Origin of the sequence: Blastopirellula retiformator (genome assembly GCF_007859755.1) — a bacterium.
In the GTDB taxonomy this organism is placed as follows: domain Bacteria; phylum Planctomycetota; class Planctomycetia; order Pirellulales; family Pirellulaceae; genus Blastopirellula; species Blastopirellula retiformator.
The window spans coordinates 250,137-268,159 of sequence record NZ_SJPF01000005.1 but is presented as its reverse complement, the minus strand read 5'-3'; the positions used below and the strand labels follow the sequence as shown (position 1 = coordinate 268,159).

Sequence of the window (18,023 nt, the reverse complement as noted above, 5' to 3'; positions counted from 1 at the left end):
TCTCGCTACGTTCTGCCCACTGGAGAGAGATCTACGCTTTCCCCCCTTTCATCGGCAGCGAACGTCGTGCGAGCCAGAAAACGCTAGCATCCGCCAGATCAAACGATCATAAGGTTTGCGCCTTCGCTACAACCGCGCTGACGCCCCCAGGCCGTTGCAAAACTAACGGGCGGCGCCTAACAGCAACTCGGACTGCGCCTGTGAGATCTCGACCTGGGTCAATTTGCCAACCGCATCGGCGTCAGCGGCGAAAGAAACGGGAGCGTAGCGACACGCGGTCCCCCGCACGACCGTTTGTCCGGCTGTGTCGGTCTCGGCCGCTTCGCCCAGCACCGCGAGCCGCTTGCCGACCAGCGAGCGGAAATAGATTTCCCGCGCTTCGGTCTCGACCTCCGCCAAGCGGCGACGGCGATCGGCTTTGACGTCGCCCGGGATGTGATCGGACATCTCAGCCGCCGGCGTTCCCTTGCGGGGGCTAAACGGAAAGATATGGATCTTCGAGAAACCGACTTCCCGCGACACAGCGCAGGTCTCTTCAAACTCAGCGTCGGTCTCGCCGGGGAAACCAACAATGATGTCGGTCGAAATCGCCGGTTGATCGAGACGCTCCTTCAGCAACTTGCAGCGATCGACAAACCGCTGGGCGCCCCAGCGACGTCGCATCCGCCGCAAGACCGCGTCCGAACCACTTTGCATCGAGATGTGCAGATGTGGACAAACGCGATCGGGAAACTCGCCCATCACGTCGATCAGTTCGCGAGTCACTTCGGTCGCTTCGATGCTGCTCATGCGAACGCGGAAGTCTCCGTCGAGCTTTGCCAGATCCCGCACCAAGTGAGCCAGTCGCATCCACTCCGACTTCGGCTTTCCCTTGTTCAAGTCGACGCCGAAGTGCCCCAGGTGAATTCCAGTCAGCACGATCTCGCGGAAACCGTTGTCGGCCAGCCGGGCCACTTCTTCCAAAATGTCAGCCGCCGGGCGACTGTACATTTCGGGCCGTACGGTCGGAATAATGCAGAAGGTGCAGCGAAGCAGGCATCCGTCCTGAACCTTGACATAGGCGCGATGCCGATCGCCGAACGTTGACAGCCCGGTCGGAACGTCGATCACGCCAAAGCGTCCCAGCAGATCGGGGATTTCCCGCTTGTTCTCGACCACTTCGACCACATTGGGCAGCGCCGCCAACTCGCCAGGCGCCCGGGTCGCATAGCAACCCATCACCACAATGCGGGAATCGGGGTTATCGCGGGCTAGCCGGCGAATCACCTGGCGGCTCTTGGCGTCCCCCTCATTGGTGACGGTGCAGGTGTTTACCACACACAGATCAGCCGATTCGCCCTCGGCGACATCGCGATACCCGGCCGTTACCAAGCCCTCACGAACCAGTTCAGTCTCGTATTGGTTGACTTTGCAGCCCAGGGTAACGGTTTTTAGCGCTTTTTCGGTCATCATCGCCAACAAAATAACCGATCCGGCGCAACGCGTGGATCGGTTCGGGGTCGTTCAATTTGTGAATTGGGGAAATTTGCGGCTATTCAACCGGCTCAATCGTCGCGGACATCGAACCTTTCGAGCGGGCCATCAACGCGTCGCGGCCATAAGCATGGATCTGGTCTCGCTTTAACTCTGCATGTTCGCGGGTCGTGGTCAAACAAATCGCCTTGCCGGTCCGATCGACGGTTTCCGCAATCTTGAAACCAGCTTCCAAGGCCAAGCCAAACAGATCACGCATCATCAAGATCACGTAGTCGTACGTGTGATCATCGTCGTTCCACAGGATGACGTTGTAACGTGGCTGTTTCTTCCGCTTGGGATCATTTTTCGGTTTCGATTTTACCGTTGTGGCTTCACCCGGTTCGGCGACCGCTGATTCTTGATTCACCATGCTTTCCGTCCAAAGCCTCTTCTGTCCAACCAAAGGATGTGGCGAATTCGCGTAAACGTCATGCCTCCAACAGTTTCCCGCCGTTGGATGTGGCATACTCGAAGACGCGGCCTGCCATTATATTGTACCGCTGTCTCTATCGGAAAGTATTTTTGCGGTCAATTCCTACCGCCCCTCTTACATTTGATTCTTGAGCATTCATGTCTGAACTACAGACGTATTTGAGCGACAATCGCCCGAAATTCGAAGCCGATCTTTGCGAGCTGCTGAAGATCCCCAGCATCAGCACCGACAGCCGCTACAAGGACGAAGTTCGCAAAGCGGCCGAGTGGCTGCACCAGCAATTTGGGGAGCTCGGCTTCGAGACGAAAGTCTACGAAACCGACGGCCACCCGATCGTCTATGCCGAGAGCCCGGCCGTCGAAGGCGCTCCGGTCGCGCTCGTTTACGGCCATTACGACGTCCAACCGCCGGAACCGCTCGACGAATGGAAGAGTCCGCCGTTTGAGCCGTCCATCCGCGACGGCAATGTCTATGCCCGTGGCGCCACCGACGACAAGGGTCAGATGCTGACCCACGTCAAGAGCGTGGAAGCCTGGATGAAGTCGGTCGGCAAGCTCCCGATTCAGGTCAAGTTTTTGATCGAAGGGGAAGAAGAAATCGGCAGCGAGCACCTCGTTCCGTTCATCAAAGAACATGACGAAATGCTCGAGTGCGACGTGGTCGTCATCAGCGATACCAGCCAGTTTGGCCCGGGGCAGCCGGCGATTACCTATGGCCTGAAGGGAATCGCCTACTACGAGTTGAAGCTGACCGGTCCAAAACAAGATCTGCATAGCGGCACGTTTGGCGGCGCGGTGACCAACCCGGCCAACACGCTGGCGAAAATGCTCGCCTCGCTGATCGATGACAAGGGACGCGTTCAAGTCCCCGGCTTCTATGAAGACGTCGATCCGCTGACCGACGAAGAGCGCGATCAATTTGCATCGCTCGATTTCAGCGAAGCCGATTTCATGCGTTCGATCGGCGTTGAAGGACTTTCGGGCGAAACGGGCTATTCGACGCTGGAGCGCCGCTGGACCCGCCCGACGTTCGACATCAACGGCATCACGTCGGGCTACCAAGGGGAAGGCGCCAAGACCGTCTTGCCCGCCAAAGCTTCGGCCAAGTTCAGCTTTCGCCTGGTACCCCAACAAGATCCCAAGCAACTGACCGAGTCGCTGACCAAGCACCTGGAAGCGATCGTTCCGCCGGGCATCAAGATGGAGCTGATCGACTTCCACGGGGCGCCTGGCTTTGTGGTTCCGCTGGACAGTCCGTTTATGTCGGCGGCCGCATCGGCGATCGAAAAAGGCTTCGGCCGTCCGCCAGTCTTCATTCGCGAAGGGGGCTCGATTCCGATCGTGACCAATTTCGTCGAGCAACTTGGCGTCGACGTTCTGCTGCTTGGCTGGGGCTTGAATGACGATAACACGCATAGCCCCAACGAAAAGTTCTGCCTGGCCGACTACCATCGCGGCATCAAGGCGAGCGCCGCTTTGTGGCACACGCTGAGCAAGATTACCCCGAACCAAGACTAATTTCCCCCAGTCCGTCTATCATGCTTGATCGTAAGTTCGTCCTCGACAACGTCGACCTCGTCCAAGAAAACTGCGAAAAACGGGGCGTTACCGCCGACGTCGCCAAAGTGGCTGCGCTCGAAACGGAACGCCGCCAGAAGCAGCAGGAAACGGAGGACTTCAACCGTCGCGCCAACGAAACCAGCAAGCAGATCGGCAAGGCCTCGGCCGAAGAGCGGCCGAAGATCATCGAAGAAGGCCGCAAGCTGCGGGAACAAAAGGACGCCGCCCAGAAAGAAGTTGATCGGCTCGAAGCCGAGATCACCGACTTGCTGCGGCTGATCCCCAACCTGACTCACCCGGCTGCTCCGATCGGCGCCGATGACCAAGCGAACCTGGAACTGCGTCGCGGCAAGACCGAGCCGCGGAAGTTCGACTTCAAGGTGCTTGATCACGTCGAGTTGGGTGAGAAGTTGGACCTGATCGACTTTGAATCGGGCGCCCAAGTTGCCGGCGCCGGGTTCTACTTCCTGAAAAACGAAGCGGTGCTGCTCGAACTGGCGCTACAGCGGTATGTCCTCGACCTGCTGATCAAAGAAGGCTTCACGCCGACAATCACTCCGGACCTGGCGCGAACCGAGATTTTGCATGGGGTCGGCTTCATTCCCCGCGGCCCCGAAACGCAGATCTACAGCGTCGAAAACAGCGACTTGAATCTGGTCGCCACGGCCGAAATCACCCTGGGCGGGATGAACTCGGGAAAAATTCTGGAAGCGGAAGACCTGCCGAAGCTATTCTGCGGCGTCAGCCACTGCTACCGCACCGAAGCGGGCTCGGCGGGCCGGGCCTCGCGCGGCCTCTACCGGGTGCACCAGTTCACGAAGGTCGAAATGTTCGCCTTCACGCTGCCCGACCAAAGCGACGCGACGCTCGACAAATTCTGCGATCTGGAATGCCAGATCTTCGATGGATTGGGGATTCCTTACCGCGTCGTTGATACGGCGACCGGCGATCTGGGAGGCCCGGCCTATCGCAAGTTTGACCTGGAAGCCTGGATGCCCGGCCGCGGCGAAGCGGGGGAATGGGGCGAAGTGACCAGCACGTCGAACTGCACCGACTACCAGGCTCGCCGGCTGAACATTCGCTACAAGGTCAAAGGGGAGAAGGGGACGCACTTCGCCCATACCTTAAATGGCACTGCGATCGCCATCAGCCGCGGAATTATCGCCATTCTAGAAAACTACCAGCAAGCGGACGGCTCGATTGAGGTCCCGGCCGCGCTGCGTCCCTTCATGGGGGTCGACAAGATCACGGCGAAGTAAAAAACGCCCCGTTTTCGGCCAAAAACCAGGGTCTGCGCATCTCTTGTGTACTTGACGCTCAAAAGAAGCCTCCAGTACATTGCTGGCTTTGTCTCGCTTGCAGATACCGACCTGTGGTAGGAGAAACCGCCCCTAACCGGGCGCCGCCATAGCTCGAAACCATACATCGACGGACGTTCCCGAACACACGCATCGTACACCTCAACGTACAGAAGGTTTGAAAAGATGGCGAAAAAAAAGGCGGCTGCCAAAAGCGCGAAGATGGTCTACTACTTCGGTAAAACGAAGACCGAAGGCAAAGGGGTCAGCAAAGCGATTCTCGGCGGAAAAGGTATGAACTTGGCCGAAATGACCAAGATCGGCTTGCCGGTTCCGCCTGGGTTCACCATCACGACCGAAGTCTGCGACATGTACTACAAGGGCGGTCAGAAGCTGCCCAAGACCTTGTCGAACGACGTCGCCAAGTGCATCGCCACGCTCGAAAAAGAGCTGAAGAAGAAGTTCGGCGACGACAAGAACCCGCTGCTCGTTTCGGTTCGCTCCGGCGCCGCCGTCTCGATGCCGGGCATGATGAACACGATTCTCAACCTCGGTCTGACCGATACGTCGGTCGTCGGCCTGGCCAACGCCACCAACAACGAGCGTTTCGCTTACGACGCCTACCGCCGCTTGATCAACATGTTCGGCGACGTTGTGATGGGCATGGACCACCACAGCTTTGAAGAAGCGTTCTCGAAGATCAAGCTGAAGTACGGCGTCTCGCAAGACACTGACGTGCCGGCTCAAGGCATGATCGAACTATGCGAAGCCTACAAGGCGGTCTACAAGAAGGAAACGGGCGAAGACTTCCCGCAGGATCCGCTGAAGCAGCTGGAACTGTCGATCGAAGCGGTCTTCAAGAGTTGGAACACTTCCCGCGCCGTCCGTTACCGCGAAGTCGAAAACATCCGCGGCCTGCTCGGCACCGCCGTCAACGTGCAGTCGATGGTCTACGGCAACATGGGGGATGACTCCGGTACCGGCGTTGCGTTCACCCGTAACCCGTCCAACGGCCAGAACAAGTTCTACGGCGAATTCCTGATCAACGCTCAGGGTGAAGACGTCGTCGCCGGTATCCGCACGCCGCAACCGGTTGCGGAAATGTCGAAGTGGAACCGCGCCGTCTACAAGCAACTGCTCGAGATCAAAGACACGCTCGAATCGCACTACAAAGACGTGCAGGACATCGAGTTCACGATCGAAAAGGGCGACCTGTTCATGCTGCAGACCCGCACCGGTAAGCGTACCGGCGCCGCTGCGGTGAAGATCGCCTGCGACATGGTCAAAGAAGGCCTGATCGACGAGCCGACCGCCCTGTCGCGGATTCCGGCCAACGACCTGACCCAGTTGCTGCTGCCGAGCTTTGACGCGGCCGCCAAGGGTTCGGCCACCGTCCTAACTCGCGGCCTGCCGGCTTCGCCGGGCGCCGCGGTTGGCGCCCTGGCCTTCACCGCCGAAGAAGCGGTGCTTCGCACCCAGGCCGGCGAAAAGGTCCTCTTGGTTCGTAAAGAAACGAGCCCGGAAGACATCGACGGCATGCACAGCGCGGCCGGCATCCTGACCAGCACCGGCGGTATGACCAGCCACGCGGCGGTCGTCGCTCGCGGTTGGGGTCGTTGCTGCGTCGCTGGCGCCGGCGAGATCGAAATCGACGCCAAGGCGAAGAAGATCAAAGTCGGCGGCAAGACCTACGGCCCGAAAGACATCCTCTCGCTCGACGGTTCGTCGGGTGAAGTGATGCTGGGTGAGGTCGCGACCAGCGAACCGAAACTGTCGGGCGATTTCGCCAAGATCATGAAGTGGGCCGACGAATACCGCACGCTCGGCATTCGCACCAACGCCGACACCCCGGCCGACTCGAAGCGTGCTCGCGACTTCGGCGCCGAAGGCATTGGCCTCTGCCGCACCGAGCACATGTTCTTCGAAGACGAACGTATCGGCATCATGCGGGAAATGATCCTCGCCGAAGAGGAAGATACCCGTCGCAAGGCGCTGAAGCGTTTGCTGCCGTTCCAACGCAAGGACTTCGTCGGCATCTTCACCGCGATGAAGGGACTGCCGGTTACGGTTCGTCTGCTTGATCCGCCGCTGCACGAGTTCCTGCCGCACGACAGCAAGGCCCAGGCCGAAATCGCCAAGGAAATTGGCGTCACCGCCGCCAAGGTCAGCTCGCGCGTCGCTCAGCTGCACGAATCGAACCCGATGCTCGGCCACCGCGGTTGCCGTTTGAGCGTCACCTATCCCGAAATCCTTGAGATGCAGGTGACCGCCATCGTCCAAGCGGCGATCGAATGCAAGAAGAAGCGCATCGACGCCCAGGCCGAAATCATGATTCCGCTGGTCGGCACCGCCGCCGAACTGAAACTGCTGCGGGAGAAGGCCGAAGAAACGATCGCCAAGGTCAAAGCGGACAAGAAATTTGACGGCAAACTCGGAATCTTGATCGGTACCATGATCGAAATTCCGCGTGCTGCGTTGACCGCCGACGAAGTCGCCGAATACGCCGAGTTCTTCAGCTTTGGCACCAACGACCTGACTCAGATGACGTTCGGTTACAGCCGCGACGACATCAACACCTTCCTACCGGATTACCTGAGCAAGGAAATCCTGCCGGTCGACCCGTTCCAGTCGCTCGACGCTTCCGGCGTCGGTCAGCTGGTCGAAATGGGCGTCACCAAGGGTCGCTCGACTCGCAAGAAGCTGAAGGTCGGCATCTGCGGCGAACATGGCGGCGATCCGGCGTCGATCGACTTCTGTCATCGCGTCGGCCTCGACTACGTCAGCTGCTCGCCGTTCCGCGTGCCGATCGCCCGCCTGGCCGCCGCTCAGGCCGCCATCCGCAACGGCGGCAAAAAGAAGAAGTAAGCCGAAGCGGCCGTAAAGCCAATTCGCTTTGATAAATCGAGAGGCCGTCCACATTTGCGGACGGCCTCTTCTTTTCTTGCGATCCATCCCCAGTAGCGACTGTCTTGAACGTCAAGCGGTTGGGTGCAGCGCAGCGCTGGCCCAACAATGCGGTCTCAATTCATTGGTGGGTTGCGCAAGCGAGCAACTCCGCTTGAGCGAAACAAGCCTTGATGCGCTTGCTCCATCCACCCTACGTCCGATTGTGGGATCCGCGCATAAAAAAACGCTGGCACATAGGCCGGCGTTCGTCGTGTTTCGATTTCGTGCGTCTGGAGACTCGTTAACCAGCCTGACGGACGTTTTCGGTCAGTTCGCCCGGCAGCACCCGCAGTTTCACTGGTTCGTCGACCGGACGCTGGCGGCCGCGGCTGCGGGCCTGAATGAAGCCTCGCTTGCTGGGCGCCAGGAAGGTGTGGAAGTGTCCGGCTGGGGAGCCGGCGAAGTCCATCCGAATCTTCTCGAGCGCCTCGCCATTGGTCAGGTTCGAGCGATACAGGATGCGGTACGCTTTCTTCAGGTCGCGAATCGTCGCCGCGTCGAAGTTGTTCCGTTTTAGGCCAACCAGGTTCAAGCCAACCACCAGGCTCGAGCAACCGTCAACCGTCACATACGGCGGAACGTCTTGCACAACGTGAGCCTGACCGCCGACCATTGCATTGCGGCCGACGCGGCAGAACTGGTGAATCGCCACGGCGCCCGAGACGTAAGCGCGGTCTTCGATGACCACATGCCCGGCGACCAACACGTTGTTGGTGAGGATTACGTTGTTGCCGATGATGCTGTCATGGCCGATGTGGGCCTGAACCATCAGCAGACAATCGTTGCCGATGACGGTCAGTTCGCCGGCATGCAAAGCGCGGTGGACGGTTGCGAACTCGCGAATCTGATTGCGATCGCCGATGATCAGCGATCCTGGATTTTCCGGGGCTCGAATGTGCTGAGCGCCCCCGCCAATAACGGCGTGATCGGAAATTTTATTGTCGCAGCCGATCTTCGAGCCGGTTTTGATCGTAACAAAAGACTCCAGACGACAGCGATCGCCAATTTCCACCCCAGCTTCGATAACGCAAAATGGTCCAATTTGAACGTCGGCGCCCAGACGAGCCTGGGGCGACACGAGCGCGGTCGGGTGGATCTCTGTCACAGCAAATCCTTTTGCTGATGGAAGTTGGTTTGCCCTGCGGCGGCTCGTGCTAGCGAATCCTTGCTATTTTCGAGCCTAATCTTCATCACTTCCCCGATATATCGACGAATTGGCGCCGATTGTATCGGTCAAAACGTCGCTGGGAGCGAAATCTCTTCGGTTTTACCTCGAAAGGCGTGCCCACGTGAAGAGCAAAACCTTAACTGATCGCCGCCCCCAACAGGAACAGCCCTAGCAATAACAGCAGCGGAAGCCCACAGAGAATCAGTCCCGCCAGCGACCAGCCTTTGCCAGAGCCTGGAATGGCGACGCCGACAATGCCGACCAACACCCCAGCTAGCATCAACAGAAAACAGAAACAGAAACTGAGGCCGATCGTAAAAAAAATGGCTTCCAGCGGCTCCGCCCCGTCCTGCTCTTGCTTGATTGCGAAATAGGCGACGAACCCGAAGAAGCCGAACATCGAAAGCCACGACAGGATGCCAATCCCACACGACACCATCCCCATCACCTTGGGAATCGTTCCGGCCGTCACGGTCGGCGACGCGTGAGCCTGGGGAGACGCGTAGGGAGATGCCTCTGGTCGGTCACGAAAGCTTCCGTACTGCTGGTCCAAGGAACCGCGAAATAGCCCCGCCAGTTCAGGAAAATCGCTCGCCGACCGCCACTGGTCGGTCCCATCCTGACGCACCGGCGTCGATTCGGACATTGGCTGCGACTCTAGTTGAGCCCGGGAAAAGGGGCCGCGATGCTCGCCGCCGATGCGGATGTAGTACTCGCTCATGGGTCACGCCAACGTCACAGGGAAGGTTTACCGCTCACAATCCGCCAATTTACCGAAGCCGGCTGCGGGTTGCACGCCCTGGGAATTCGCCCGTATTCACGTATAATTGGGGTAAGAATTGACCCATTCTATTAGTTTCCAATCAGCCAGAAGCGTCCCTATGTCGACTGCCAAAGAACTGTTCCTCGCCGCCGAAAAGCTGAAAGACGCCGATCAGCTGGAAGATGCCGCCGCCAAGTACGAGGAAGCGGTCGCCGCCGATCCGGCACACGTCCTCTCGCACATGGCCCTCTCGGTCGTCTACCAAAAGCTGGGGCATCACGCGTCGGCCGTTGAGCATGCCGAAAAGGTCTGCGAACTGGAACCGACCGATCCGTTCAACTTCACCGCCCTGTCGGTCACCTATCAACGGGCCTTCGAAGGGACCCGCGATATGTCGTATATCCAAAAAGCGGAAGAAGCCAAGTACCGCGCCAGCACCATCGGCGGTTAGAGAAAACACGGGTTGGAGAAAACACCGGGTGGCCCGGTCAGTCTGCAGCAGACTGGTTGGGTCGCGTCCGCGACAAGATGCCTAACCATCCGGTTTGAGCTTGGCGGAACATCTCGATCCGCCAGCTTCTAGGTGCCGTTGCCACGTCTTCGTGGCAACGGCACCTAGGTAGCAGCGCTACGCCTCAAAGTGCAGCCCGGCGTCATCAATCGTGTAGGGCACAATCTCGTCGGTCACGGCGCTTCCGCGGTGCTTGGGCACGTACATCGCCCGGCGTAGCTTGCGGCCGTCCATAAACTTGCCGAGGTAGATGATCGTATTGGCCCCGGAGAGGATATCTCCCTCGTCAAGCGGGCGCGAGATCAAGTCGTCGAGCATCGCTTCCTTCGACGTCTGCAGCAGCACGCAGCCGACTTCGGCCGGGTCATAGTTGTGCCGCTCCGCCTCTTCGGCATGCTCGCGAAACTTCTGCCGAAACAGATCGCGGGCAACCCACATCGGGTCTTTTCGGACGATCTGGTGATAGACGTATTCAAATAGGTTGAACTGGATCGATTCGCTCGGCGTATCGACCGGCTCAATCCCGTCGATCACAATTCGCCGGGACCCGCGACAGAGATTGCCGTACAAAAAGCCAATCGTCGTCGCCAGCTTTTCGTTCAGCTCTCCTTGCCACTCGTGCCACTCGTCCCAGTCGAGATCCCGCTTGGTGACTCGCTTACCGATGTAGTCAAAGACATGCAGGAAGTTGCCATAGTCGACATCCTTGGAGAAGAAGTCGTCCAGGTTCGGCTTGGCCTGCGAATCGCAGCGTTGCAGCTTCCAGTCGACCATCCGCTGCGCATAAGCGGCGTGGTTTTGCGAATCGCCGCGGGAGCTCATGTCAAAGAAGACGCCGCTGCGTTCCTCTTGCTGGACGCCGGCATGGGCGAAGTGAACGCCGAATTGCGTTTTGCCAATCCCGGTCGCGCCGACGATTACCGTCAACGTCCCCGGCACGAGGCCGCCTCCCAATAGCTCGTCGAGGCCTGGCACGCCGGTCGTTTGTCGCTGCATCACTTGCTTTCGTCATCAGATGTCAGGGAAGAAACTACCCCCGATTCTGAAAAGTGCCTGCCGCCGGGTCAATCGCCCCTGCTTTCGACGCCGCTTACTGCGGGTAGGCGTTGGTCGTTTCCTGGGCAGTGGCCAGCTGGCTCGACCGGGCGCTGGTCGCCTCGGCGATGATCGTTTGCGGGCCTGCGGCGACGGCAGTGGCTTGTACCTCAAACTCCAGCGTCGCTCCGGCTCTCAAGTAGTTGATTGGCGGAATGGCCACGTTGCTGCCGTCGGGGCTGATTCGCGGAGCCCCAAAGTTGGTTCCATCGCGGGACGCGACCTGCGCGTTCTTCAAACCAGGCGGCAAGCGAAGCATGATTTGCACGTTACTGTCTTCGGTGGCCGATTCGTTCTTGACCGTCATCACATAGGTGATGGCGCCGCCGACGCGAACGTCACCCTGCAGCGAGGCGATCTTCACCGACAGCTGGCCCGGTTGCGCCATCGGCTGATTGCCGGCGTTGCCATTGTTCGGATTAACGGCCGGCGGCTGCTCGGGCGGAGCACTGCGCGGCTGGGCGATCTGGACGCAAGCTTGCAACGTTTGCGGCTGCAGATCGCTTGCACTGACGGTAACGCGAGCACAGGCCGCGTTGGCCAGTTCGGTCGCCTTGCACAAGACGCGAAGCTCAGCACTGGCGCCCGGGGCGATTCCCTCGTTGTATTGCCATTTGACGGTTCGCAGTTCGTCACTATTACCGTACTGCGTGGCCGACAAGCCTTCAAAGTTGGCGTCGTAGTTGATTGCAATCTGCACGGCTCGCAGCTGTACGCTGCTGATATTTTGCAGTCGCATCAGGAACAACACGTCATCTCCCTGGGCGATCGCCTGGATCGGCTGACCGGGAGAGTTGGGATTGGTCGCGATAAACGACAGGTCGTAATTCGGCTGAGCTGCAGGCGGAACGACGTCAACGCAGGCTTCCCGCAGCACCGGAGCTTCGCCATCGGCCGTGACCGAGATGCGGTGGCATTGGCGACCATTGGCGACCGCCTGGAAGGTTAGCGTTTCGTTGATCGTCTCGCCAGGAGCGACCGAAATCGGATTGGTGGCGATCATGTTGCCGGCGCCGCTGATGTGCTGTAGCCCGGTCGAGAACTCGTCTCGCAGGACCAGATTGGTCAGCGGGGCGGTCCCGTTGTTGCGAATGGTGATGATCGTGTCAAATTCCGACCCGTTGATGATTTGCTGCGGACCGTTGACCTGGACCGAGATATTGTTCGAGGCAACCTGCGTGTTCGCACAGCTGCGGTGCCGCAACTCTCCATCTCCCGAAACCGAGAGACAAAGCTGGTGGTTGCCGGCGCCTTGGACGGCGCAGACCATCTGAATCCGTCGATAGCCGCGAGCCTCAATCGTGCCCAGGCTCCACTCGACATCGTTGCCCCGTTGCGTGGCCGGAACGCTACTTTGGGCATACTGCATACCGCCGGGAAGCGGAATGAAGGCGACGACATTCGTGGCCGGCACATCCCCCTGGTTCGAGATCACTAGGTCGTACGTGGCGGTCGAGTCGATCTCGGCGACCGCCGGACCGGCGATTTCGGCGGTTAGCTGGGCGGCGCTCCAGGTGACCGTCGCGTCTTGCGTGGCCAACGTCAACCGTTCGGTCGTGCCATAGTTGGCGTTGTCAGGACGAATGACCGTGACCCGCACCCGGGCGACACCCGGCTGATCACGCGTGGCCGGGACGATCTCGGCCGTGGCGCGACCGTTGGAGTCGGTCGTCACTTCGACTGCCGGAGTCGACGACATCACGCCGTTAACCATAAACCCAGCAGCGGCGCCGTCGATGATTTCGTATTTGACGATCCAGGAATGGAGCGGCGACTGCGTCGTTTGGGTCGTGACCGTCGTCGTCAGGAACGCGCGTTCGCCGGCTCGCTGGAACGCGGAGGCCGGAATCTGCCACTGCGCGTCGATCCATTCGACCGTCGCGGTGCGCTGACGAGCAGGCCAGTTTTTCAGTTTATCGGCTAGGGCCGTCACGCGGCTCGTGCCTGGCGAGGAAGAGCTGACGCTGATCCAGTTTTGCCCGCGGAGCACGCGGACGTCGTCGCCGGGGATTTCGGTACCACGATCAATGGTCTGGTCGAAAAGTTGCGTTCGCCCAATCGCATAGGTCGGGCTGACGATTCCTTGTTCGCCGCCTAAGGAGACGAAGCGCGTCGTCGTATCGCGACCGCCGACTTCCGAGAAATGGCCGACGCTATCTTGCGAAATCATCCATTTGATCGGGCGGCCTCCTTCATGCAGACAGCATTCTTCGCCATTGAGGCCCGCGACCAGCACCACTTCGGTTCCGACCGGCGCGACGATCCGCGATGGCGACAGACTGAGCGACTTCTCCGGCTCAACGACTCCCTTGGGCGGTTTGGGCAACGGCGTCGTGGCGACTGCGCCGCTCGCGGCACAAGGCGCCGGCGCTGGGGGCGCGGCGTAGGCCGGTTTCGGCATGCAATCGGACGGGGCGAACAGCGTGGTCGATTGATCGCAATCAAAGACGCGCCGGCCCGTCGGATCGATGGACGGCACGCGGATCGACGAGCAGCCGCTTCCCACCAGGGAAAGGAGCAAACTGATCGCGATCAGGCGTCTCGAGTTGTCAGGATGAAACGAACGCATGCTACTACTCGGTTTGGGCTGTCATGGCCGCCGAATTGGATTGCCGCCGCGCACAGAAAGAATGCGGGCTAGGCAAACCTAGCATGCGAAAACGACACATGCGGCGTTTTTTCAACGCCGCATGTGGCAAAAAAACAACGTTCTAGCGCCGGCTGCAATAGATGTGCCGGCGGTAGGGGCAATTGGCCCGACTAGCGGTTCTTGGCGAAGATTCCGGTGGCGTACCAGATGCCGTTATTACCGCGCTTCATGTCATAACCGTAATAAGTATTGTCGGCGCTGACGGCGGACCAGTGACCCGACGAGTGACGCCAGCTGCGAACGCATTCGATCGCGGCGTCTTCCAGGTTCTGACCAGGCCAGCTTTCAGCGCAAACTTCGGTCGGCAACATGTGGCCAGGCAATTGGCCGCTGAGCTGATGGAACCGCGATTCCCACGAATGATGCCCCTGCAACTGCATGCGAGCCTGCAACCGACTGTGCTGCAGCGTCGCCACCGCTAGCAGTCGACGAAAGACTCCGTTGGTGCTGCGGGGAGCTTCGGGATGCATGCGAACGGCGTAGATCAAGGTGCGCTGGGTCAGCGAGCCGCGCGGCAGCGACAAGATCGTCCGCATCTGATGAACGCTGCGAACGCGATTGTCGCGGAACTGGAATTGGCTGACGACATAGCTGTAGTTTTCGTCAGTGTCGTCGACGAAATCGAGGATCGCCACGCCCGGCTTGCCATCCATATGCTGAAAGGCGCCATGCGAGAGGAGCTTGGTTTGTTTCTCGCCGCTGCCGACGGTCGCGTTCAACGGCAGCTCGGCCAAGATATAGTTGCCGGCCAGTTCGGCGACTTGAGGATCGGCCATGACCTGCTGGAATTCCTCATGCTTCGCTTCGTCTTCTCCGCGGAAGTAAATCAGCAGCATTCGGTTATCATTGATCGCGGTGCGGACGGCCGTCGAGTAGTCGTCATACCAATACAGCGAGTCAGCCTGTGCGGTATGCGTGAGGGAGATGATCGCGACCAATGCAACGATGGCTAGGAGGGTTCGTTTCAGCATCTACTTTGCCCCGGGGGTGATGTGTAACAGCATGTGCAGAATAGAACGATTCTGCCGAATTCATGAGCTACGTAAGAGGTCCAGAATAGCGCGTGCCGATTGTGCCAGTCAATCGGGTAACAAGGCCGCCATGCCCTAGATAAGGTGGACGACGCACAACAGGAAGAAAAGTCGATGTGCATGCATTCCGAAGAATAGGATAAATGGGAATTGTGTGTGGTTCAATGCGTAACGATTAGGAAAACCTAGTGGCTTTCCGGTGCTATTCGTGATATCAAGTCTAGAACCAATGCGGCGACCTGCACCCCCTCTCGCTTGCTCTAGAAGGACCATCCATGTTTCTCAGCACGGCGGCTAGTTATACAAGTCGATTAGTAGCTCTTCTGGCGATAACGCTTGGCATTTCCGCCGCAGACATCGCGTTGGGGCAAGATGATGCCCCACAGCAAGTATTCGCCGCACAGCGCGACCTGCTTCAGTGGTTGGGCGAAGGAAAGAACGGCCAAGGCTGGCGGAAGTATCTCGATACCAATGAACTCTACTCGCAGACCCAATTAGGGGAATATGCCTCGCTAGAGACGCTCAAAGAAATTTTGGCGAAATATGAAGGAGATGCGGAAGGCCTCGAATTGCCGCAATTTGTTTCGGTACGAACAAAATTAGCAAAATGGATCGAGCAGTTCCCGACCGAGCAAGAATCGGTCGCGGATGAAATCGCTGGCGCCCAGGAACAATTCAAGCCGGTCACGCCCGAGCAGGCCGCCGCCGCGAAGAAGCAACTGGAAGCGGCGATCGCCAAGCTCGAGTCGTTCATCCACAACTCTGGTAAAGCGACCGAAGATGGCTGGAAGAACTATCTCCACTGGGACGACATGACCGAGCAGCTCGCCGCCGACGATCCCGATCTGGCGGCGCTGGAGCGCTGCTATCTCCGCTTCAACTCCGGGGTCAAAGGGCTCGAATACCCTCGGTTCGCCGCCGTTCGCAAGGGGCTGCGTCGCTACATCGACCTGCAATTCTTCGCCACCACGATGCAACTGAAAGAAATGTACGAGATGCAGCTCGGCCTGCTGTCGGAGAACCTGAAGAAGTATCAGGAAACGCCGAATCCAGATGACGCCGCCGCAATCGGGGCTCAACTCGGGTGGTTTGCGCAAGCTGGGCAAATACCGGGTTTGATTGCTGAAGCACGCAAGTCGCTGAATCGGCCCAACCTGTTCGTGGCGGTCTCGGAACGTTTCGTTGGTTATGGCATCGATCGCAAGGTCAATGACGTGGCGCCTGTCCGCGACAATATTCTGGGAACGTCGATTCATGGGACGGGGCGAACCGTCGGCGATCTAACGGCTGACTTGGTTCCCAGTCTGTCGAATGCCAAGCTGCAATTGGTGCTCAACGCCGTCACGACCTCCAACAACATGGGCTACAACGGTCCGGTCACCGTTCACTCGACCGGCGTCACTTCGGTGTACGGGACCAAGACGCTGCTGATCGATCCGGATGGGGTCCGCGGATTGCCGGCAACCGCCATCTGCGATACCAACTCCACCTTCAACTCGATCAACGCTGGCTCGGCGCTGGTTCGTCGCATCGGCACGCAGAAGGCTTATAACCAGAAGTCCCAGGCCGAAGCGATTGGTTCGCGACATGCCGAACAGCGCGTCGCCCGCCGCCTGGACGAGCAAACGGTCGATCTACTCAAAGACGCTAATACTCGGCTGAAGAAGGAAGTTCGCCAGCCGCTCGACAGTCGCGGTGAGTTCCCTGAGTTCTTCAACATCGCTTCGACTTCGGACGCGCTCAACGTCATCATGCTGAAGGCGAACCGCTTCCAGCTAGCGGCGCCGACGGCTCCGCCGGTCCCTTCGCCGAAATCGGCCGACATCGCCGTCCAGGTGCACGAATCGATGCCAACCAACATCGCCGAAGTGCTGGTGGGCGGTCTAAAGCTGACCGATGTGAAGATGGTGAAAATGCTGAAAGAACGGGGAACGGAGATTCCGGAAGAACTGCAAATCACGCCGGATAAGGACCCCTGGTCGATCACCTTTGATTACCAGCGTCCGGTCGAAGTCCGATTCGCCAAGGATCGCGTCGAGATCGCCATTCGCGGGCGTCAATTTACCCGCGGCGATACCGAATTTAACGATATCGTCAAAATCAGCGCCGCCTACACGGTCGAGCGAGGAGAAAAAGGCGCCAAACTGACCCGCGATGGCGACGTATTGGTCGAGTTTATCGGGAAAGAACGCCAGGGCTTCCGCCTGATCACGTTCAAGACTTTCCTGCACAAGAAGTTTTCGGCCCTGTTCGAGCCCGAAATTGTGGGCGAAGGGTTGAAATTGCAGGGACGCTGGGAAGGCGCCGGTCCGCTGAATTTGGAAGACTTGGTGGTTGATGAGGGTTGGGCGACGATCGGCTGGGTCATGCCTGACGAGAAATCGGCAGGCCAGGATCTCGCTAGCAGCGCGAAACCTGTAGAATAGAGCTCGCTTTATTCGCCACGCCGCTTCTATTTTCATCGAGCACGCACATGCAGCGCTGGGTAGAGATTGAATTTGATTGTTTGCCGCTTCGGTCGATTGGTCGGCTCGACATCCCGCTCGACGCCTCGCCGAAGTACCAGAAGCACTGCCTGAACCTGAAGCAGGCTCTGGAAAAGCACGGCACGCTCAATACGTTCTATCTCTACAACGCCAAGTGCGTGTTCCACCTGCTCAACCACGAGACGGACGGAATGCTCGAGTTCGCCTTCGAGGGAACGGTGATGACCAGCGCCGACGACACCAAGGCGGTGCGAACCGACCTGAACGCCACGCTGACGCGGGAAACCTGCTCGTGGCTGTCGGAACCAATCGTCGAGTGGTTCGCTTCGACCGTCTCGCGGGCTGTCCTGGTCGAGTTTGATCGCTACATCGCAGCCGGCGATCTATCCGCCACCGAGCAGCGGATCCAAAAGCTCCAAGAAGAAAGCGACGAGTCGGACGGCTTCGTGGGCATGTATCTCTAGGAATTCTCACCGCTAGCCATGCTGGGCTAGCGGCCGCCGTGGAAAACTTTGACGATTTTAGGGATTCGCCAAAGTTTGCTGGTTAGGCCGGCCGATAACTCTTC

13 protein-coding genes are annotated in these 18,023 nt (G+C 59.0%); 6 read left to right on the top strand and 7 right to left on the bottom strand.

The features are described 5' to 3' along the window. Positions 1-162 precede the first annotated feature (162 nt). Together mtaB and Enr8_RS21245 are read right to left on the bottom strand one after the other, a co-directional pair. Positions 163-1,452 carry a tRNA (N(6)-L-threonylcarbamoyladenosine(37)-C(2))-methylthiotransferase MtaB gene (gene mtaB, locus Enr8_RS21250; protein ID WP_246120190.1) on the bottom strand — a complete coding sequence of 430 codons (1,290 nt, stop codon included), beginning with the start codon at positions 1,450-1,452 and terminating at the stop codon, positions 163-165. A 79-nt stretch (positions 1,453-1,531) separates the two neighbouring features. Then, positions 1,532-1,885 carry an ATP-dependent Clp protease adaptor ClpS gene (locus tag Enr8_RS21245; protein WP_146435553.1) on the bottom strand — a complete coding sequence of 118 codons (354 nt, stop codon included), beginning with the start codon at positions 1,883-1,885 and terminating at the stop codon, positions 1,532-1,534. Between the two features lie 200 nt (positions 1,886-2,085). On the opposite strand from Enr8_RS21245, the gene Enr8_RS21240 reads away from it, so the two are divergent. The 3 genes from Enr8_RS21240 to ppdK all read left to right on the top strand — a co-directional run bounded on the left by Enr8_RS21240 (position 2,086) and on the right by ppdK (position 7,670). After that, on the top strand, positions 2,086-3,465 hold the full coding sequence (locus Enr8_RS21240) for a dipeptidase (protein ID WP_146435551.1): 1,380 nt from the start codon (positions 2,086-2,088) through the stop codon (positions 3,463-3,465). A 20-nt stretch (positions 3,466-3,485) separates the two neighbouring features. Further along, positions 3,486-4,766, top strand: coding sequence for a serine--tRNA ligase (serS, locus tag Enr8_RS21235; RefSeq protein ID WP_146435548.1), 1,281 nt, complete (start codon positions 3,486-3,488; stop codon positions 4,764-4,766). Positions 4,767-4,991: 225 nt separating this feature from the next. Then, positions 4,992-7,670 carry a pyruvate, phosphate dikinase gene (gene ppdK / locus Enr8_RS21230; RefSeq protein WP_146435546.1) on the top strand — a complete coding sequence of 893 codons (2,679 nt, stop codon included), beginning with the start codon at positions 4,992-4,994 and terminating at the stop codon, positions 7,668-7,670. A gap of 322 nt (positions 7,671-7,992) precedes the next feature. Here ppdK and lpxA read toward each other — a convergent pair whose 3' ends face one another. Then, positions 7,993-8,856 carry an acyl-ACP--UDP-N-acetylglucosamine O-acyltransferase gene (lpxA, locus tag Enr8_RS21225; RefSeq protein WP_146435544.1) on the bottom strand — a complete coding sequence of 288 codons (864 nt, stop codon included), beginning with the start codon at positions 8,854-8,856 and terminating at the stop codon, positions 7,993-7,995. 199 nt (positions 8,857-9,055) lie between these two features. Further along, positions 9,056-9,640: a DUF4339 domain-containing protein gene (locus Enr8_RS21220; RefSeq protein WP_146435542.1), complete on the bottom strand. Its 585-nt coding sequence runs from the start codon at positions 9,638-9,640 to the stop codon at positions 9,056-9,058. A 160-nt stretch (positions 9,641-9,800) separates the two neighbouring features. Here Enr8_RS21220 and Enr8_RS21215 point away from each other — a divergent pair, with 160 nt between their 5' ends. Beyond that, positions 9,801-10,133 carry a scaffolding protein gene (locus tag Enr8_RS21215; RefSeq protein ID WP_146435540.1) on the top strand — a complete coding sequence of 111 codons (333 nt, stop codon included), beginning with the start codon at positions 9,801-9,803 and terminating at the stop codon, positions 10,131-10,133. Between the two features lie 177 nt (positions 10,134-10,310). On the opposite strand, the gene Enr8_RS21210 is transcribed toward Enr8_RS21215, so the two are convergent. The 3 genes from Enr8_RS21210 to Enr8_RS21200 form a co-directional block, all read right to left on the bottom strand. Then, positions 10,311-11,192 carry an RAD55 family ATPase gene (locus Enr8_RS21210; RefSeq protein WP_146435538.1) on the bottom strand — a complete coding sequence of 294 codons (882 nt, stop codon included), beginning with the start codon at positions 11,190-11,192 and terminating at the stop codon, positions 10,311-10,313. A gap of 91 nt (positions 11,193-11,283) precedes the next feature. After that, positions 11,284-13,857, bottom strand: coding sequence for a DUF11 domain-containing protein (locus Enr8_RS21205; protein ID WP_146435536.1), 2,574 nt, complete (start codon positions 13,855-13,857; stop codon positions 11,284-11,286). 191 nt (positions 13,858-14,048) lie between these two features. Beyond that, entirely contained in the window at positions 14,049-14,909 is an 861-nt protein-coding gene (locus Enr8_RS21200) for a hypothetical protein (protein WP_146435534.1), read from the bottom strand. Between the two features lie 335 nt (positions 14,910-15,244). Here Enr8_RS21200 and Enr8_RS21195 point away from each other — a divergent pair, with 335 nt between their 5' ends. Beyond that, positions 15,245-17,395 carry a hypothetical protein gene (locus Enr8_RS21195; RefSeq protein WP_146435532.1) on the top strand — a complete coding sequence of 717 codons (2,151 nt, stop codon included), beginning with the start codon at positions 15,245-15,247 and terminating at the stop codon, positions 17,393-17,395. Between the two features lie 47 nt (positions 17,396-17,442). Then, the gene (locus Enr8_RS21190) at positions 17,443-17,919 is read left to right on the top strand and encodes a hypothetical protein (RefSeq protein ID WP_146435530.1); all 477 of its coding nucleotides are present in this window, start codon (positions 17,443-17,445) and stop codon (positions 17,917-17,919) included. The last annotated feature ends 104 nt before the right edge of the window (positions 17,920-18,023 follow it).

Bases quoted from the DNA above. Each gene is read 5' to 3' on its own strand.
- mtaB (WP_246120190.1), bottom strand. From the start codon at position 1,452: ATGATGACCGAAAAAGCGCTAAAAACCGTTACCCTGGGCTGCAAAGTC.
- Enr8_RS21245 (WP_146435553.1), bottom strand. From the start codon at position 1,885: ATGGTGAATCAAGAATCAGCGGTCGCCGAACCGGGTGAAGCCACAACG.
- Enr8_RS21240 (WP_146435551.1), top strand. From the start codon at position 2,086: ATGTCTGAACTACAGACGTATTTGAGCGACAATCGCCCGAAATTCGAA.
- serS (WP_146435548.1), top strand. From the start codon at position 3,486: ATGCTTGATCGTAAGTTCGTCCTCGACAACGTCGACCTCGTCCAAGAA.
- ppdK (WP_146435546.1), top strand. From the start codon at position 4,992: ATGGCGAAAAAAAAGGCGGCTGCCAAAAGCGCGAAGATGGTCTACTAC.
- Enr8_RS21220 (WP_146435542.1), bottom strand. From the start codon at position 9,640: ATGAGCGAGTACTACATCCGCATCGGCGGCGAGCATCGCGGCCCCTTT.
- Enr8_RS21215 (WP_146435540.1), top strand. From the start codon at position 9,801: ATGTCGACTGCCAAAGAACTGTTCCTCGCCGCCGAAAAGCTGAAAGAC.
- Enr8_RS21205 (WP_146435536.1), bottom strand. From the start codon at position 13,857: ATGCGTTCGTTTCATCCTGACAACTCGAGACGCCTGATCGCGATCAGT.
- Enr8_RS21200 (WP_146435534.1), bottom strand. From the start codon at position 14,909: ATGCTGAAACGAACCCTCCTAGCCATCGTTGCATTGGTCGCGATCATC.
- Enr8_RS21195 (WP_146435532.1), top strand. From the start codon at position 15,245: ATGTTTCTCAGCACGGCGGCTAGTTATACAAGTCGATTAGTAGCTCTT.
- Enr8_RS21190 (WP_146435530.1), top strand. From the start codon at position 17,443: ATGCAGCGCTGGGTAGAGATTGAATTTGATTGTTTGCCGCTTCGGTCG.